The following is a 16,077-nucleotide window of genomic DNA, read 5'->3' on the forward strand; positions in this document are numbered from 1 at the left end:
GGGTTTTCCCTCATGGCTACCACTCTGGCGGACGCGGGATCACGGCTGCGCGCCCCCGCCCGGCTGCCGTCGTTCCGCCTGCTGTGGCTCGGGCAGTCCCTGTCGCTCCTCGGTGACGGGTTCAGCTACATCGCCTTCGCCTGGATCACGCTCGGCCTGACCGGGTCCACCCTGGCCCTGGGCTACGTACTCGCCTTCCAGGCGGTGCCGCGGGCCCTGCTCACCCTGGTGGGCGGCTCGCTCAGCGACAAGTGGTCCTCCCGGACGCTGATGAAGTTCTCCAGCTGGGCCCGGGCCGCCCTGATGGCGGCCGTGGGACTGGCCGGGACGGGCGGCGCCCTGACGCTCTGGATGCTGTGCTGCGCCGCCGCGGCCTTCGGCGCCGTCGACGCGTTCTTCCAGCCCGCCAGGGCGTCGATCCTGCCGTCGGTGGTGGACAAGGAGCTGCTGGCACCGGCCAACGCCCTGCTCACGGTGGCCGCCAAGGTCGCGGCGGTGCTCGGCCCGGCCGTCGGCGGCATGGTGGTGGCGTTCAGCGACGCCTCCATCGCCTTCCTCGTCGACGCGGTGTGCTTCGCGCTGTGCGGGCTGTGCGTCGCCGGAATACGGCCCCTGGCCCGGCCCGCGGCGCCGGAGCAGGAGCAGGAGCAGGAGCCGGGTGCGCCGCAGGCGGACGGTGAGCGGCCCGCGCCGGCGCCTGCGGCCGGGGACTCGCTGGCCGCCCGGATGCGCGCGGGGCTGCGGTACGCCTTGGAGGACCCCCGCATCCGGACGATCCTGGTCGTCGACGCGGCGGTCACGTTCTGCCAGTCGGGCCCGTTCACCGTCGGCTTCGCCACCCTGGCCAAGGTCGACCTGCACGGCGGCTCGACCACCCTCGGCCTGCTCAACGGCGCGCTGGCCGGCGGGGCGATGCTGGGCACGCTCGTCGGAGGCTCCCTGAGCAGCCGCCCCCGGGTGGGTCTGCTGATCGCCGCGCTGGCCGGCTGGCTCGCCGTCGGCACCGCGGCGCTCGCCCTGGTCGGCAACACCGGGGCGGCCCTCGCCACGGTCCTGGCGATGGGCTTCGGCATGGGCTTCCAGGGGGTGTTCGGCCTCAGCTGGATCCAGCGCAACATCCCCGGCTCCGTACTGAGCCGCGTCATCGCGGTGGACATGGTCATCGGCTACGCCGTCGCCCCGCTCTCCCTGATCGCCTGCGGAGCCCTGGCCGGCTCGGGCACCGGCCCGATGTTCGCCCTCTCCGCGGTGATCCTCGCGGTGACCGCCCTCGGGATCCTCGGCTCGCGGACGGTCCGCGAGATGCGCTGACCGGCCCCTGCACCGGCCGGCCCGGCGTCGTCCCGGCGCGGGGCCGGGGCGCGGGGCCGGCGCGTCACGGCGCCGACGGGGCCAGGGACGCGGAGAGTTCGCAGAGGGCGGCCCGGTTGGTGCGGCCCGTCTTGGTGCCCAGGGCGGCGATGTGCTTCTCGACCGTGCGCGGGGAGATGTAGAGGCGGTCGGCGATGTCCTTGTTGCCCAGGCGCTCCGCGAGCAGCCGGAAGACCTCGTACTCGCGGACCGTGACGCCCTGGGAGCGCAGGACGTCCGGGATCGTGCTCGATCCCGTGCGGCGCTGCTGGACCGGGGCGCCCATCCGGCGCAGGGCCGCGCGGCAGGCGCCCGCGACCGCGGCCACGCCGCCCTGGTGGAAGTGCTCCTCGACGCGGCGCAGCCAGGCTACCGGCTCGCCCCAGCCGTCCTCGTACGCCGCTTCGGCGATCAGCCGCAGGCCCAGGTGGAGTGCGGTGGCGTACGGGGCTGCGGCGCGCAGGGCCTCGGCCGCGGCGGCCGCAGCCTCCTCGGGGCGGCGTTCGCGGCCCAGCAGGACGGCGCCGGCGAAGAGGACGAACTGCCGGTTCCAGCGCATCCGCCCGGGTGCGGTGGCGGCGATCTCCTCGTACGCGGCGCGGTCGGCCTCCCCGGACAGCACGTCCAGGAGCAGGCCGATGCCGTACCGCCCGCTGAGGTAGTACGTGGTGGGGTTGGTGTCCTCGAGGTCGGCGACGGCGCGCAGTTCGCGGACGGCGCCGGGCCGGTCCTCCTCCGTCAGTGCGCAGAAGGCCCGGGCGAGGCCCCGGGTCAGCGGTTCCTCCTGGGAGCCGGCCCCGTCGCAGTCGGCGAACGCGGCGAGGGCGCTCTCCATCGCGGGGCGGTCGCCCCGGTGGGCCGCCATCGCCGCCCGGGCCATCAGGACGTAGCGGGTGGCGGGAGCCAGCCGCAGGCGCTGTACGACGGCCAGGCACTCCTCGGCGGACTGCTGCGCGGCGGTGAACTCGGCGCGCAGGACGGCGTCGAGGATCATGATGCCGTCGATGGTGTAGACGATGGTGGCCGAGCCGAGCCGCTGGGCTTCGCTGCGGGCCGCCAGCAGCGGGGCGGTGGCGCCCTCGGTGAGCCAGTAGTTCCCGCCGATCCGGGTGAGCGCGTACATGCGCTGGAGCGGGAGCTGGTGCTGTTCGGCGGTCTGCAGGGCGGATTCCAGCAGGGCGGTGGCCTCGTCGAAGTCCCGTTCGCGGGCGAGGGTGGCGAGGAGTTCCAGGGACTGGCAGGCGACGGTCGCCAGGCCGTGGCGCTGCGCCGCCTGGAGCGCGGAGTGGGCGAGTTTCTCGGCCAGTTGGGTGCGGTCCGGGCCGGGGGTGTCGAGTGCGAGGTACGCGGCGGTGACGTCGATCGAGGCGGTGCAGCTTTCGTCGGGCCGGGGACCCAGGAGGGCTCTGGCCTGGGATATCTGTCTGTTGCCGTCCTCCCAGCGGCCCGCGGTGTGGGCCACCTTGGCGAGCCGGGTGTGCAGCGCGGCGAGCCGGGAGGCGCTCAGGCCGCTGCCGCCGAGGGTGTGCAGGTTCTCCGCGAAACCGAAGGCCCGGGCGAAGTCACCGGCTTCGGCGAGCGCGGGGAGCAGGGCCTCCAGGGCGTCGGTGCGCCCTGCGGGGTCCTGGCTGGCGGCGAGCAGCCGTTCGGCGCGGCTGAGCAGGGTGATCGCGGAGCCGATCGCGCCGGCCGCGAGGGCGCGCAGGCCTGCGTCGGTGAACAGGCGGCCGGCCTCGGCCTCGTCGCCCGCCTGGGAGCGCAGCTCGGCGACGAGGGGGCACCAGTCGCCCTCGAGGTCCGGGTAGAGCGCCTGCACCGCGTCCGCGGCACGACCGGACATCGTGGCCCGGTTGCCCGGTGTGAGCTGGGTGAGCAGGGCCTCGGCGGTCAGCGAGTGGCGGAACGCGTACCAGTCGGGGGCGGGTTCGTCGGGGACGACGAGCTGCGCCGCGACGCCGGCGTGCAGGTGGCTGAGCAGTCCGCGGTCGTCGATGCCGGTCATCCGCTGGAGCACGGTCAGCGGGAAGCGGCGGCCGATCACGGCGGCCGCGGACAGCAGGGTCAGCCCCTGCGGGCCGAGCCGGTCGATGCGGCGCAGGATCCCGCGCGCGAGGGCGGTGGACACATCGCTGCGCAGGTCGCCGACCACGCGCCAGCCGTCTTCGAAGCGGACGAGGGCGCCGCTGCCGATCATGCCCTGGAGGAGTTCCTCGACGAGGAAGGGGCTGCCGGCGCTGTCGTCCCAGAGCCGGTCCAGGGCCGCCTGCGGCACCCGTTCGGGTTCGGTGTCCAGCTGGGCGGCGATGACCGCCCGGACCTCGGGGCGGGTGAGCGGGGCGAGTTCCAGTACGGTCCCCACGCCGCGCCGACGGGCCGAGTCGGCCATGTCGAGCGCGTCGCAGGGCTCCGTACGGATCGTGGCCAGGAGCACCACGTTCGTGTACTCCAGGTTGTCCACCAGGTATTCGACGACCGCGAGCGTCTCGGGGTCGGCGTCGTGCAGGTCCTCCAGCAACAGGAGCTGGCCGTGCTCCTTGCCGGTGGCGATGAGCAGCCGCAGCACGGCCTCACCGAGGACGACCATGGAGCTGTTGTTCTGGGCGTCGCTGCTCCAGTCCGGGATGATCCTGCCGAGCGCGGGCCGGTAGGGGCCCAGCGGCAGGTCGTCCAGGGAGGTGCCGTCGAGCGGGCCGCTGCGGAAGAGCGACATCAGCGCTTCGGTGAGTGGCCGGAAAGGGACGGTGGGGCCGGTGGTGCTGCTCCGGCCCCGTAAGGCCCGCATGCCCGCGCCGAAGGCCATGCCCACGGCTTCGGCGGCGAGCCGGGACTTTCCGATTCCGGCTTCGCCGACCAGGAAGACGACCCCGCCGCGCCCTTCGCCCGCGTCGGTCAGTGCCTGCTTGATCTCGCGCAGTTGCGAGTCACGACCGACGATGTACCGCGAACGGGAACGCATGTCCGCAATCTAGTTCATGTGAACGGCTCATTGTGCGACGAAAGTTGGCCGTTCCGAACAGAGGCGGCGTGGAGATCCGGGAAAGATCCGGAGAAGATCGGACACGGACCACCAGGCGACGGGAGACGGGCTACCAGGTGACGTTCGGGGCCGAGACGCTGGTGTCGATCGAGCTCAGGGTGATCACGATGCCGCTGGTGAGCACCACACCGGCCAGAGCACGGGCCCGGGCGCACGCCTTGTTCCGACCCGACAGGGTGATCCCGCCGGCCGGGTCCTCGATCCGCGCCTCGGCCGCGGTGGCGGCGGCCTCGTCGGCGGCGGTGACGGACTGGGCGTTGACCTGGGGCTTCTGCATGGTGGTGAGTACCTTTCTCGTTGCCTGACGGGGAGTGGTGCTCAGTGCTGACGTGCTGCGGTGCCGAGGTGCCGATCGGGTTCGAGGAGCAGGACGGACGGGACGGCCTCCGGGAAGCCCAGCCTGAGCAGGGCGTATCCGATCCCGGAGAGCCCGGTGAGGAAACCGGGGGACGGTACGTGGTCGGGGGTGCCGCAGCGGTGGCCGTGGTCCTCCAGCCGGCCGAGGACCTCCCCGGCGCGGTGGCCGAGTGCGGCCCGGGCCCCCTCGTGGCCCTGACCGGCGAGGACGCCGAGCAGCTCCAGGGAGCCGAGGGCGCCGTGGTGCAGGCTGAGGTCGCAGGATTCGAAGGGCGCGCCCAGCAGGGCGGCGCACCGGTCGAGTTCTGCCACGGGCACGCCGGAGCCGAGTGCTTCGGCGCCGAGTGCGTCGGGGCCGAGTACGTCGGCGGCGGCCAGCGCGGTGCCCGCGAGGCCCGTGTGCCAGCCGAGGTCCGCGGGACGGCGCAGGGCCTCGTCCAGCGCCGGGCGCAGCAGCGCGGCACCGGTGCGGGCGTACGCGGCGTCCGGCTGCCCCGCCTCCTGCGAGGCGGCGGCGTGGCGCAGCAGGGCCCAGCCGATTCCGGCGTCGCCGTGGGCGAAGCCGGGGGCCGCCGGGCGCTGTTCGGCGAGCCGCTTCTCGGCCCGTCCCAGCAGCCGGGCGGCGAGCCGCCGGGTCACCGCCTCCGCGCCGGCCCCGTACGTGCGCTGCGCGGCGACCGCGGCGGCCAGGGCTCCGGCGAGGCCGTCGGCCAGATCGGCCGGCCCTTCAGCGCCTTCCTCGGCATCGGCCTCGGCCACGCGTTCCAGGGCGGCGAGGGCGTCGGGCAGGCAGTCGCCCAGGCCCTCGCCGAGCAGCGGGGCCAGCCGGGCCACGGTGTAGACGATGCCGCCGAGTCCGTGCAGCGCGCCGGGTCCCACCGCGGCGCCCAGCCCGGGGTCCCCGGCCAGCGTCGCCAGCAGCGCGGGCAGCGGCCGTACGGCCTGCCGGGCCAGCGCGGTGTACCGCTCCGCGCCGGTCAGGGCGCCGAGCTGGGCCAGGAACAGCGCCACCCCGCAGTAGCCCTGGGCGAGCCCGCCGCCCATCGGCAGGACGGCCCAGTGCTCGCCGGCCACCTGCTCCAGGCCGAGCCAGTTGACCCGCCCGCCGCCGTGCACCGCCCGGGCCGCGATCTCGTCCGCGATCCCGCAGGCCGCGGCCAGCAGCCGGGACGGCTCGGGTACCACGGCCGGCGCGGCGGGTCCGGCGAGGGTCGAACGGGGGCCGCCGACGCTGAGGTTGGCCCCGGTGACGGCCAGCGTCGCCGAGATGATCCACTCCTGGTCGTGGCGGTCCACCTCCCCCATGGCGGCGATCTTGTCGCGGGCGGAGCGCAGGCTCGGGGCCGGCAGCACACCGTCGAGGCGGGTGCCCCGGGAGGTGCGCAGCGCGGTGTCGGCGGGGTGGTGGAAGAAGAGCGGCACGTCCCCGGACCACAGGTCGGCGATCTCGTCCTCGATCAGCCGCTGGCGGGCCGGGTCGTGCTCGGACTCCGCCCAGAGCACGGCGAGCACCGCGTCACGCGTCAGGGCGTCGCGCAGCACGTCGGGGTGCGTGGACTCGTCCAGCAGGGTCGTGTAGAGGCGGGTCGAGCGGGCGATCAGGCGCCCGGGGCTGGTGGCCCAGCGGGCCAGCAGACCGCCGTCGGCGCCGCCTTCCTCACCCTGGGCGTCACTGCCCAGGAGTTCGGCCCGGTGCTCGGCGATCGCGTCGTACCCGGCGCGGAACCCCTCCAGCAGCGCGGCCCGGTGGTCGGCGTGGCCGGCCGCCCGGCCCTGCGGCGCCGGCCGGTTCTGCCCGGCAGCGCTGGCCACCGGGCCGCGCAGCAGCCGCATCCCGTCCGTCCCGGCGGCCTCCCAGCGCAGCCCGTCGCTGGGGTACGAGCCGCCGTCCCCGCCGCCCAGCGCCGAGATGTCCATGGCGCCGTTCTCGCCGATCAGCAGGCTCGGCAGCAGGCAGGTGCGGTACACCGAGGAGGCCAGGGCCTCCGCAGCCGGGTCCGACCCGCAGGTCACCGCGGCCGGCAGACCGGCGTGCAGCAGGGTCTCGGCGTCCACCAGCACCGGCTGGTCACCGCAGGCGATGACGTTCTCGTAGTGCATGTCCACGCCGTCGACCGCGTAGAGGAGGGCGAGGAGCGCGCCCTGGCGCCGGTAGAACCGGTCCAGTTCGGTGGGCGTGGCGCACCAGCCGTGCTCGATGAACTCCAGCCAGCCGTACCCGTCGCCGCGCACCGAGCGCGGGGTCCTGAGGCCCAGGCCCGGCACCTTGCCGTTGGCCCAGCCCACCGCCTGGTCCAGCAGGACGTGCTGGTCCAGCGGCCGGGGCTTGTAGACGACGGTCGCCCCGTCGGCGAAGCCCAGCAGGGCCACGGACCGGTTGCCCTGGTGGACGTCACCCCGGCCGAGGTCCACCCGTACGAGGGCGCCCGGGTCGCAGCCGTGCAGCAGCCCCTCGACGATCGCCGCCCGGTCGGCGGTGAAACGGTCCAGCAGCTCCACCGTGGCCGAGGCGGCGAGGCCGCAGGCCTGGCCCAGCATCCGCGCCAGCACCGGGTAGCGTGTGAAGAGTTCGGCGAGGCCCTGCCGGGTGCCGAGCCGCGCCAGGAAGGCCGCGAACCGCTCCCGCGGGGTCTCCCCCGCCAGCAGGCCCTCCGTACGGGCCCGGTGGAGTTCCCGGACCAGGGTGCGGGCCGACTGCCGGATCAGCCGGTCACCGAGCCTCTCCTCGAACGCGGCGCGCACGGCGCCGAGTTCGCCCTCGGCGAGGTCGATGCGTCCGGCCGCCTCCGCCCAGGCGGCCGCGATCAGGGGGCGCAGCGCGGGCAGGAACACCGCGGCGCCGTCCGCGTCCGCCGCCGCGGGGACCGGCCTGCCTGCCTCTGCGGGGGCCGCGGCCACCATCTGCTCGATGTACCGGGCCCACTGCGGCTTGGCCGTACGGGCGGCCAGCCGGCCGGGGGCCTCCGCCGCGAGGGCGTACGCCACGTCCTCGCCGGCTCCCAGGCCCGCCAGCCGGGCCGCGAAGCCCTCCGTGTCCCCCAGGGACCACGAAGCCGGCCGGCCGTGGGGGGCGTCGGCCGGTGCGGGTACCGGGGTACCCGGGGCGGCGAGCCGCTCCCGCAGGTTCAGGGCCCGGGCCCACCAGGAGGGGGCCAGGCCGCCGACCTGGGTTTCTTCGGCGGTGGTGGCGGTGTCAGTCACAGGAGAAACCTCGCAGAGCGCGGCGCCGCGCACATGGGGGCCGATCCCCCATATTCCGCGGACCCGCCCCCATGGACCCCGGGGGCCCGCCGTACGGGGTGGTGCGGAGGCCGTCGGGCAGGCCGGCGGCGCACCGGTTCCGCACGGGTTCCGGCAGGTCGCGGGCCGCTCGAGGGCTGGCTGCGCGGGGCCCGTGCCTGCGGAGGGGCCCGTTCAGGAAATGTGGGGGCCGGAGCCCGATGCCCCACCCGGCCGGTGCCCCGCAGCCTGGGTCCAGTGCCCCTTCCGCCCGTCCGGCTACCCCGGCCGGCGGATGATCATCGGAGGACCTGGTGGGAGTACCCGTGCCTGTCGACGTCGTCGCGTTCGACCCCGTGCTGGAAGCCGGAACCAAGAGCACCCTGTTCGCCTGCCCGGAGGTGTGCCTGACGGCGCCGGGCGGCGCGCCGCGGGTCGTGGTCATGACCGTGGACCAGGTCGGCCGGCCCGAGCTCGACGTCCTGCGCACCGTCCGCGAGGCCCCGGCCCGCCCCGATGTGGTGCTGGTGGCGGGCGAGTTGGCGCCCGACGGCGCCCTGCACGCCATAGCGGCCGGCGCCCGCGGTCTGCTGCGGCGGCGCGAGGCGGACGTCGCGGGACTCTCGCGCGCCGTACTGGCCGCCTCCCGCGGCGACTGCACGCTGCCGCCGGACCTGCTGGACCGGCTGCTGGAGCGCTCCGGCGCCGGAGGCAGGACGGGCAGCGGGTCCGACGGGGGTACGGACCCGTGGGCGGCGGCCGGCCTGAGCGACCGTGAGCGCAGCGTGCTGCGCCTGGTCGCGGACGGCCACGAGACGAACGAGATAGCGAAGCAGCTGTGCTACTCGCCGCGCACCGTGACGAGCGTCGTCCACGACATCACCCAGCGGTTCCGGCTGCGCAACCGTGCGCACGCGGTCGCCTACGCCCTCCGGGTGGGCCTGCTGTGAGCGCCGTCGCCGAACTCACGCGCGAGAGCGCGCCCGTACGGGTCCCGGCGGCGCCGGACCGGCTGAGCCTGCTGCGCCAGGCGGGGGACGGCCTGATGCCGTACCCGGCCCTGGTCCGCCTGCTCGGCGCGGCCACGACCGCCGGCACGACCGCTGGCCCGGCCGCCGTCGCCGGCACCTCCGCCGCGACCGCGCCGGGGCTCCGGTCCGCGGCCCCGCCGGACGCCCCCCGGCTCACGGTCCGCCAGACCGCGGTGCTCACGCTGATGGCGGAGGGCCACGGCAATGCGGTGATCGCCCGCACCCTGTCCTGCTCCGAGCACACGATCAAGAACGTGATCTACGAGCTGATGTCCCGCCTCCAGGCCCGCAACCGCGCCCACGCGGTGGCCTGTGCGGTACGGCACAGCCTCATCTGAGGTGTTGGCCGGAAAGGCGCACTTGCCGATCGCGCCGCGGGTGTACCGTCGGCGCTCAAGTAGGCTGATCAGGGCGGGGGTTGGGGTGACATGAGCAACGGAATTCGCCGTCGGAGCGCGGACGTGCGCCGGAGGGTGGAGCAGATCGCACTCGGCCTGCTGGCCACGTCGGGCGTGGTGGTCCTGCTGGCGGACCTCTTCGGCTGGCTCGACGCACTCGCCCCCGGAGGCGCGCTCCCCAAAGTCACGCTGCTCATCCTGAGCACGGTCACGGTGTTCCTGTTGCTGGAACTCGACCGCCTGAAACGGCTCGACGAGGTGCAGGACGACGTCAAGGCCCTGGACACCAGCGTCCGGACGAAGATCGACGCCCTGAACGACAACGTCGAGGCACACCTGTCCAAACTGGACATCGACGCCATCGCCCAGCGCCTCAAGCGGCAGCACTACGGCGGCGTGGTCGGGGTGCACAGCCGCTTCCCCGAAGAAGAGTTCACGGGGTTGCTCGAGCGGGCGGGGGAGGAGCTGGTGATCCTGCAGACCTGGATCCCCAACCTGCACCATCTCAGGGCCGCCCTGCGCAAGGCGCTCGTCGATCAGCAGATCCACGTACGCATCCTGCTGCTGCACCCCTCCTCGCCGGTGGCGGGGCTGCGCGACGAGGCGCTGCGAGCCGTGCGGGACCCCGCGCTGGCGGTCAACGTGAGGGCCGGCGTCGAATCCTGCCTCGCGGGACTCGCCCAGCTGAACGGGGACCTTCCCGCCGGGAGCCGGGCGCGCCTGCAGGTGCGGCTCTACAACTCCCTGCCCTCCCTCGCCGTGTTCAAAGTCGACCAGCATTTTCTGGTCAGCTCCTTCCTGCACGGCCAACTCGCCATCGACTCCACCCAGATCGAGATCGACGGCGGCGACACCGTCATGGGCGAGGAGGTCCAGCAGGAGCTGCGCACGCTGTGGAGCATCGGCAAGGACGTGGACCTCCTCGACTGGCGCACGTCGGTGGCAAGCATCAGCCTGTGATCCACGGAAAGGTACGGCCATGCACGATCTGCACGCTCTGGACGCGTTCGAGGACTCACTGATCGAGGAGTTCAGGGCTCATCCGGTCCTGGCGAACGCCGCCGGGCTCCAGGACGAGGACTTCGCCGCGCTCCTGCTCCAGCGGCGCTTCGTCTCCCTCGCCTTCACGCCCTCCTACGACCTCGCGATCGACCTGCTACGGGACGAGGAGGGGCTGCGGATCGCCCGGGTCATCCTGCGCGAGGAGTATCCGGACGGCCACGGCCTCACGCCCTCGCACCGCGAGGACATGACGCAGGACATGCGCCGGCTGGGGGTTTCCCGCCCGGCCCTCGCGGCCTCGCGGCCCACGGCCGAGACGCAGCAGGCCATCCGGGACACCCTGGAGCTGATCGCCGACGCGGGCGGCCACGCGAATGCCGACCTGCGGCTGCTGACGATCCTGCGGTTCTGGGGCGAGGTGCTGGTCTCCGTCGAGTACGGGCAGCTGTGGGAGCGGATGGCGCCCCTGCTGACCGAGGACGGCAGGAACCGCTCCCGCTTCTACTACCCGCACCACCTCCACGACGCGAAGACGCACTCCCTGGCGACGCTCTCCCTGCTGTCCGGCTCCCACTCCGACCGCCTGGCCACGCGGGTGACCGAACTCCTCGCCCAGGAGGAGTCGACCGACTGCTTCCGCGAACTGGAGGAGCGCGCCCTCCACCTCAAGACCCGTTTCTACGACCAGTTCCTCCCCGCCGTGGACCGCGTCGCGGTCTGACCGGGGACCCCCGCGCGGCCGCCCCGGCTACCGCCCTGCGCAGACGGGCCGGGTCGGCACGTGGACGGGCAGGGTCCGTCGCTCCTCGGCGGTGAACTCCCGGCCGCCCGTGACCTTGCACAGTTCGCGCTGCCAGAGGCCGGGGTCGAGGCGCAGCGGGCCGCCGTTGCCCTTCGGGTCGAGGTAGATCACCGTTTTGCCGTCGTTCGAGAGATCCATGAACTCGTACCCGCCCCGGCCGCCGAAGCGGTCTTTGGTCTGGCCGAAATCGTAGGAGTCCAGAGAGGCCTGGGCCCCGATCCGGAAGGTGCGGATGGTGCTGTTGGCGGCCACCACGTAGCGGCCGTCACTGTCGACGAACCATGCGACGTACTGCGTGCCGGCGGAGTCCCCGACGCTGGGCAGCGGTCCCAGCTCCCTGCGCAGCGGGTCCCTTCGCCACAGCTCGATGATCCCGCCGCTCCTCATCAGCGCGAAGTAGCGGCCGCTGGGCTCGAACTGGACACCGATCGCGTCCTCGGCGACCTGAACCGTAGCGACCGTGCGGCCCGTGGTGACGTCGGCGATGCGCACGATCGGATCGCCGGGGACGAGCACGAACACCTGGTTCGCGACCGGGTAGGGGACGACGCTCAGGGCAGGCGCCCTGTCCGCAGCGCCGCTCCCGGGGAGCAGGTCCTTGGCATCGAAGTGCGCAAGCTCCTTCCCGGTCTCCGGGTCCCACTGCTGCACCTTCGTACCCGCGTAGGTCACCAGCTTCCCGTCCCGGTGGAAGTAGTAGCCGAACGCGTCGTCGGACGGTGGCATCGCGGTGGATATCCGGACCGTCTGCCGCAGGGTGGACACCTCGCGGACGGAGACCGTGTTCTTCCCGTCCCGGTCGGCGAGGAGCCTGCCGTCCCGGCGCAGCGGGATTCTGGGGACCTTGGGTGCGAAGTACGGCTGCGGCCGCGGCGCCTCGGCGAGCAGCCGGTCGTCGTCCACCGCCGCGGGCCTCAGCTGCAGGGACGCGCCGCCCTTGAGCATGGTGATCGTCCTGCTGCCGTCGGGGGTCAGCCGCTGCTCGCTCACCTCGAGCCTTTGCGGCGCGGGCCAGATCCGGGTGTGGGCGATCCACGGGGTGCTGTTGCTCATCGTCGCGACGGACAGCTTCCCCTCCCGGGACACCAGGTGCAGGGAGTTGGAACTGGTCCCGTCGCGGGCCGTCGCGCGGGCGATCTCCTTCTGCTCGTCCAGGTCGACCAGGGCCAGGCCGTCGCTGTTCTTGAGGGCGACCCTGCGCCCGGTCCCGTCGGCGACCCCGTCGGGGCACAAGCTCTCCGAGAGGTACTGGCCGCCCTCCTGGACGCCGTCGGAGAGCCGGAGCCGGCTGAAGACGGAACCGTCACCCTGCTTCCGGCAGACGATGACCCTGGTCCGGTCGCCGGAAGGCACGAACGCGTACGCCTCGCCCACCACCTCACGGGCCGGGCCGCCGGCCGGGTCGAGGGCGACGAGGCGATGCCCCTGGTCCAGGTCCTCGCCACGCCAGAGCCCCGCCAGCAGGGTCCGGTTGTCCGGCGCGAACCACAGGCTGCCGTTCGGACGGCCGGGCAGCGCCACCGATCCGCCCTGCGCACCCGTGTCCAGGTCCCACCAGACCAGGCTGTTTTCCGTCGTCACGGCGACCCGGCGGCCGTCGGCCGACATCGCCACCCCCCGTGCCGGGTCTCCGAATTGCTGCGCCCCCGCCACCTTGGGCAGCCGGTGCACCTGGCCGATGACCCGGTCCCCGTCGGCGTGCACCTCGAACCAGCCGCCGCTTCCGTCGTCGGCAACGAACGCGGCCCGGCTGCCGTCCGGCGAGACCACCGCGGTGACCACCTGCTTCGCGTCGAGCATTTCGCTGCGCACCGTGCCCGAGACGGCGTGCACGATGACCACGGCGCGGCCCACGGTCGACCGCGCGAACACCACCTCGCCGTCCCGGCTGGTGTCGAACTGCGCGATCGGTCCCGACGGTCCGGACAGCACCCGGTCCGCGTCCGCGTACGTCAGGTACTGGCGCAGCAGCTGGTTGCGCGCCTCCTCCGTCGGCGCGGTGTCGTACGCCGCGATCGCCAGCATGACGCCCCGGACCGGGTCGTTGACCGCCTCGTCCTGCGCGACCTGTGCCAGGGCGCGGGAACCGGCCAGCGCCTGGCGGTCGCGGCTCTGGCCGCTGGCGTACGCGAACATCCCACCGAAGAGCAGGGCCAGGACCAGGACGATCGCGCCGCCGGAGAAGAGGGTCCGGCGGATGCGGGTGCGGGAGCGGTGGTGGGTGCGGCCCCGCTCCAGGTAGTCGCGCTCCGCATCGGTCAGTTCGGCGCCGCGCGCGTCGAGCCATTGCCGGGCTCCGGCCAGCGCGGAGGCGGACGGCAGGAGCTCGGGGGCACGGCCGCCGGACTCCCAGCGGTCCATGTCGTGCCGCAGGGACTCCCGCCAGTCGAGGAAGGACCGGTCCGCCGCCGCCCAACCCGCCAGCCTCGTCCAGCCGGTGATCAGTGCCTCGTGGGCGAGTTCGACGGTCTCGGTGCCCTCGGCATCGGTGCCGGCGACCAGCAGCCGGGTGGCGGCGAGGGCCTGGGCGATGCGCGCTTCGTCGTCGCCCAGCTCGCGGCGCGCCGCGGTGCGGCGGGTCGCGGCCGCCGAGCCGATCGGTACCCGGATCAGCCGGGTGAACAGCGTCCGGGCCGCCACGGCGTCCGCATCCGGTACGTACTCGGCCCACATCTCCTCGGCGTAGGCGGACAGGGCGCCGGTGACACCGCCGAGGGCCCCGTACGCCCCGTGGGTCAGCAGTCCGCCGCTCTGGCGCTGCCACAGCTGGTCGAGGGTGAACCCGAGCAGGGGCAGAGCCCCGTGCCCGGTGCCGGTGTCGGCCAGGATGCGGTCGGCGAGGTCCGCCTCGTACCGCACGCCGGGGACGGCGGCGACGGGAGCGGTCACGGCCTCGCGGAGCTGCCGGGGTCCGAGCGGGCCCAGGTAGCGTATGCCGTTCCGGAGCACCTCCCCCAGGCTCGCGTGGTCGAGTGCGGCCTCCAGGAAGTCCGCGCGCAGCGTGGTCAGCACGCGGACGTCCGACGGCAGCGCCTCGTGGTAGAGCACGGCGGCCAGCTGGTCCACGGCCGCCGCGCCGCGTGCGAGCAGTTCCTCGAACTGGTCGACCACGACGAGCAGCCGCCGGCCGGGCCGCCCGGCCGTCAGCCCGGCCGCGATGTCGGCCAGGCCGCCCCCGGCCAGCATCCCGGCCACGGCCGGCAGCCGGGTGAGGCGCTCGGTCTCGGACAGACCGGGCTCCAGCAGGGGCAGCAGCACGGCGGCGAAGGCCGTCAGCGGGGTGCTGCCGGACCCGGGGCGCAGGACGACCACCGCGTCGCCCGCCGCCCGTCGGCGCGGCACGATCCCGGCCAGGGCCAGTGAGGACTTGCCCGAGCCGGAGGGCCCCACGACGGTGACCCACCGCCGGACGGTGAGTTCCGCGGCCAGGTCCCGGCTCTCGGGCCCCCTGCCGTGGAAGACGGCGGCGTCGGACTCCTGGAACGCGGCGAGGCTACGGAACGGTGAGGGCGGCAGGGCCAGCTCGCTCAGTCCGGGCCAGGCGGCCAGCAGACCGGTCGTGGGGATCAGATAGCTCACCTGGGGCTCTCCGGCCTCGGCCTGCACCATCATGCCGATCACGCCCCCGAGCCGGTCGTCCCACACCGGGCTGCCGCTGAATCCCCGGGTGACCCGATAGCCCTCCCTGGACGCGGGATCGGCCTGGATCCATCCGGTGGCCTGTCCTTCCCGCAGGACGGCTGAATGCCACACCCCGCCCGGGCGGCCCGCCGGGAAGCCGAAGGCCCGCACCGGGTCGTCCCACAGGTCCTCGTGCTGCGTCTCGACCAGCCTGACCGGCCGGCCCCCGGGCAGCGGCGCGCTCAGCCGCAGCACTGCCATGTCGCCGGCGCCGGACTGCTGCGGAGGCACCCAGTTCGCGACGCTCGCCGTCACGCCGCGCTGCCCGCCGGGGAGCAGCGGCAGGTCGACGTGGAGGCGGGCCGAGGCGGGCGGCTCGGCGCCGAGCGGTGTGCCGAGCGCGGCCGAGACCACATGAGCGCAGGTGAGGGCGAGTCCGGGAGAGACCAGGAAGCCCAGGCCGACGGGCTCGCCCCGGGCGTCGCGGATCCGCAGCAGGGCCGCATCGAGGGCCTTGGGCCCGGGCCTCTCCCCTGCTAACGGAGCTGCGTCGCTCACGGCGCGGACTCCCCGGACACCCCGGGCTCCACTGCATCCGCAACGAGGTACGCCATACTTCCCCCTCCGGGGCACCCGGCCCCGCCTCCACGTGCTTTCGCCCACCGGCCGGATCTGGCAGGTGCCCGTCTGACAGGTGGTCGGAAAGTACCTCCGGCCCCCGGTTCCGCGCAGGGTTTCCACCGGATCAACCCGATCGGAAGCCGTCGCCCCGCCGGGCAACAGCCCGGCGGGGCGACATCGTGCGCAGAGCGGGGGCGCAGGCGCAGGCGCAGACCCGCTGGTACCTCAGCTCTCGTCGGGCGTCAGCCGCAGCGAGATGGAGTTGATGCAGTAGCGCTGGTCGGTGGGCGTGGGGTAGCCCTCGCCCTCGAAGACGTGGCCCAGGTGGGAGCCGCACTTCGCGCACAGCACCTCGGTACGGACCATCCCGTGCGAGACGTCCGCCTTCAGCTCGACGGCGTCGGAGTCCTTCGGGTCGAAGAAGGACGGCCAGCCGCAGTGCGACTCGAACTTCTCCGTGGAGCGGAAGAGCTCGGAACCGCAGCCGCGACAGGAGTAGACGCCGGCCGTCTTCGTGTCGGTGTACTCACCGCGGAAGGCAGGCTCGGTGCCGGCCAGGCGCAGCACCTGGTACTCGGACGGCGTCAGCTCCGCCTGCCACTGCTCGTCCGTCTTCTCGACCTCGTACGACATGACTCT

Annotated in this window: 10 protein-coding genes; 5 read left to right on the plus strand and 5 right to left on the minus strand. The window is 74.0% G+C overall.

The genetic code is table 11. The features are described from left to right. Positions 1-12: 12 nt before the first annotated feature. On the plus strand, positions 13-1,311 hold the full coding sequence (locus AB5J51_RS11290) for an MFS transporter (RefSeq protein ID WP_136223071.1): 1,299 nt from the start codon (positions 13-15) through the stop codon (positions 1,309-1,311). Positions 1,312-1,375: 64 nt separating this feature from the next. On the opposite strand, the gene AB5J51_RS11295 is transcribed toward AB5J51_RS11290, so the two are convergent. The 3 genes from AB5J51_RS11295 to AB5J51_RS11305 form a co-directional block, all read right to left on the minus strand. After that, positions 1,376-4,306: a helix-turn-helix transcriptional regulator gene (locus AB5J51_RS11295; RefSeq protein ID WP_133896578.1), complete on the minus strand. Its 2,931-nt coding sequence runs from the start codon at positions 4,304-4,306 to the stop codon at positions 1,376-1,378. A 130-nt stretch (positions 4,307-4,436) separates the two neighbouring features. Continuing rightward, a complete protein-coding gene (locus AB5J51_RS11300; RefSeq protein ID WP_053788374.1) occupies positions 4,437-4,664 on the minus strand; it encodes a hypothetical protein in 228 nt (75 codons plus the stop codon). A 41-nt stretch (positions 4,665-4,705) separates the two neighbouring features. Then, a complete protein-coding gene (locus tag AB5J51_RS11305; RefSeq protein ID WP_369777616.1) occupies positions 4,706-7,945 on the minus strand; it encodes a type 2 lanthipeptide synthetase LanM family protein in 3,240 nt (1,079 codons plus the stop codon). A 344-nt stretch (positions 7,946-8,289) separates the two neighbouring features. Between AB5J51_RS11305 and AB5J51_RS11310 the strand changes: the two genes are divergently transcribed. The 4 genes from AB5J51_RS11310 to AB5J51_RS11325 all read left to right on the plus strand — a co-directional run bounded on the left by AB5J51_RS11310 (position 8,290) and on the right by AB5J51_RS11325 (position 11,115). Then, on the plus strand, positions 8,290-8,913 hold the full coding sequence (locus AB5J51_RS11310; protein ID WP_324616747.1) for a LuxR C-terminal-related transcriptional regulator: 624 nt from the start codon (positions 8,290-8,292) through the stop codon (positions 8,911-8,913). Continuing rightward, a complete protein-coding gene (locus AB5J51_RS11315) occupies positions 8,910-9,332 on the plus strand; it encodes a helix-turn-helix transcriptional regulator (RefSeq protein ID WP_063785212.1) in 423 nt (140 codons plus the stop codon). Before AB5J51_RS11310 ends, AB5J51_RS11315 begins: the two co-directional genes overlap by 4 nt. A gap of 90 nt (positions 9,333-9,422) precedes the next feature. After that, positions 9,423-10,352 carry a hypothetical protein gene (locus tag AB5J51_RS11320; protein WP_133896580.1) on the plus strand — a complete coding sequence of 310 codons (930 nt, stop codon included), beginning with the start codon at positions 9,423-9,425 and terminating at the stop codon, positions 10,350-10,352. Between the two features lie 19 nt (positions 10,353-10,371). Next, positions 10,372-11,115, plus strand: coding sequence for a hypothetical protein (locus AB5J51_RS11325; protein ID WP_369777617.1), 744 nt, complete (start codon positions 10,372-10,374; stop codon positions 11,113-11,115). Between the two features lie 27 nt (positions 11,116-11,142). Here AB5J51_RS11325 and AB5J51_RS11330 read toward each other — a convergent pair whose 3' ends face one another. Continuing rightward, positions 11,143-15,375, minus strand: a complete 4,233-nt coding sequence (locus AB5J51_RS11330; protein WP_369777619.1) for a trypsin-like peptidase domain-containing protein — start codon at positions 15,373-15,375, stop codon at positions 11,143-11,145. Between the two features lie 288 nt (positions 15,376-15,663). After that, entirely contained in the window at positions 15,664-16,071 is a 408-nt protein-coding gene (gene msrB, locus AB5J51_RS11335) for a peptide-methionine (R)-S-oxide reductase MsrB (RefSeq protein ID WP_053788380.1), read from the minus strand. Between the last annotated feature and the right edge of the window lie 6 nt (positions 16,072-16,077).

The sequence above is a fragment of the Streptomyces sp. R33 genome (assembly GCF_041200175.1).
Lineage (GTDB): Bacteria > Actinomycetota > Actinomycetes > Streptomycetales > Streptomycetaceae > Streptomyces > Streptomyces katrae_B.

Excerpts from the sequence above, each read along its gene's own strand:
- AB5J51_RS11295 (WP_133896578.1), bottom strand. The coding sequence starts at position 4,306 with ATGCGTTCCCGTTCGCGGTACATCGTCGGTCGTGACTCGCAACTGCGC.
- AB5J51_RS11325 (WP_369777617.1), top strand. The coding sequence starts at position 10,372 with ATGCACGATCTGCACGCTCTGGACGCGTTCGAGGACTCACTGATCGAG.
- AB5J51_RS11290 (WP_136223071.1), top strand. The coding sequence starts at position 13 with ATGGCTACCACTCTGGCGGACGCGGGATCACGGCTGCGCGCCCCCGCC.
- AB5J51_RS11300 (WP_053788374.1), bottom strand. The coding sequence starts at position 4,664 with ATGCAGAAGCCCCAGGTCAACGCCCAGTCCGTCACCGCCGCCGACGAG.
- msrB (WP_053788380.1), bottom strand. The coding sequence starts at position 16,071 with ATGTCGTACGAGGTCGAGAAGACGGACGAGCAGTGGCAGGCGGAGCTG.
- AB5J51_RS11320 (WP_133896580.1), top strand. The coding sequence starts at position 9,423 with ATGAGCAACGGAATTCGCCGTCGGAGCGCGGACGTGCGCCGGAGGGTG.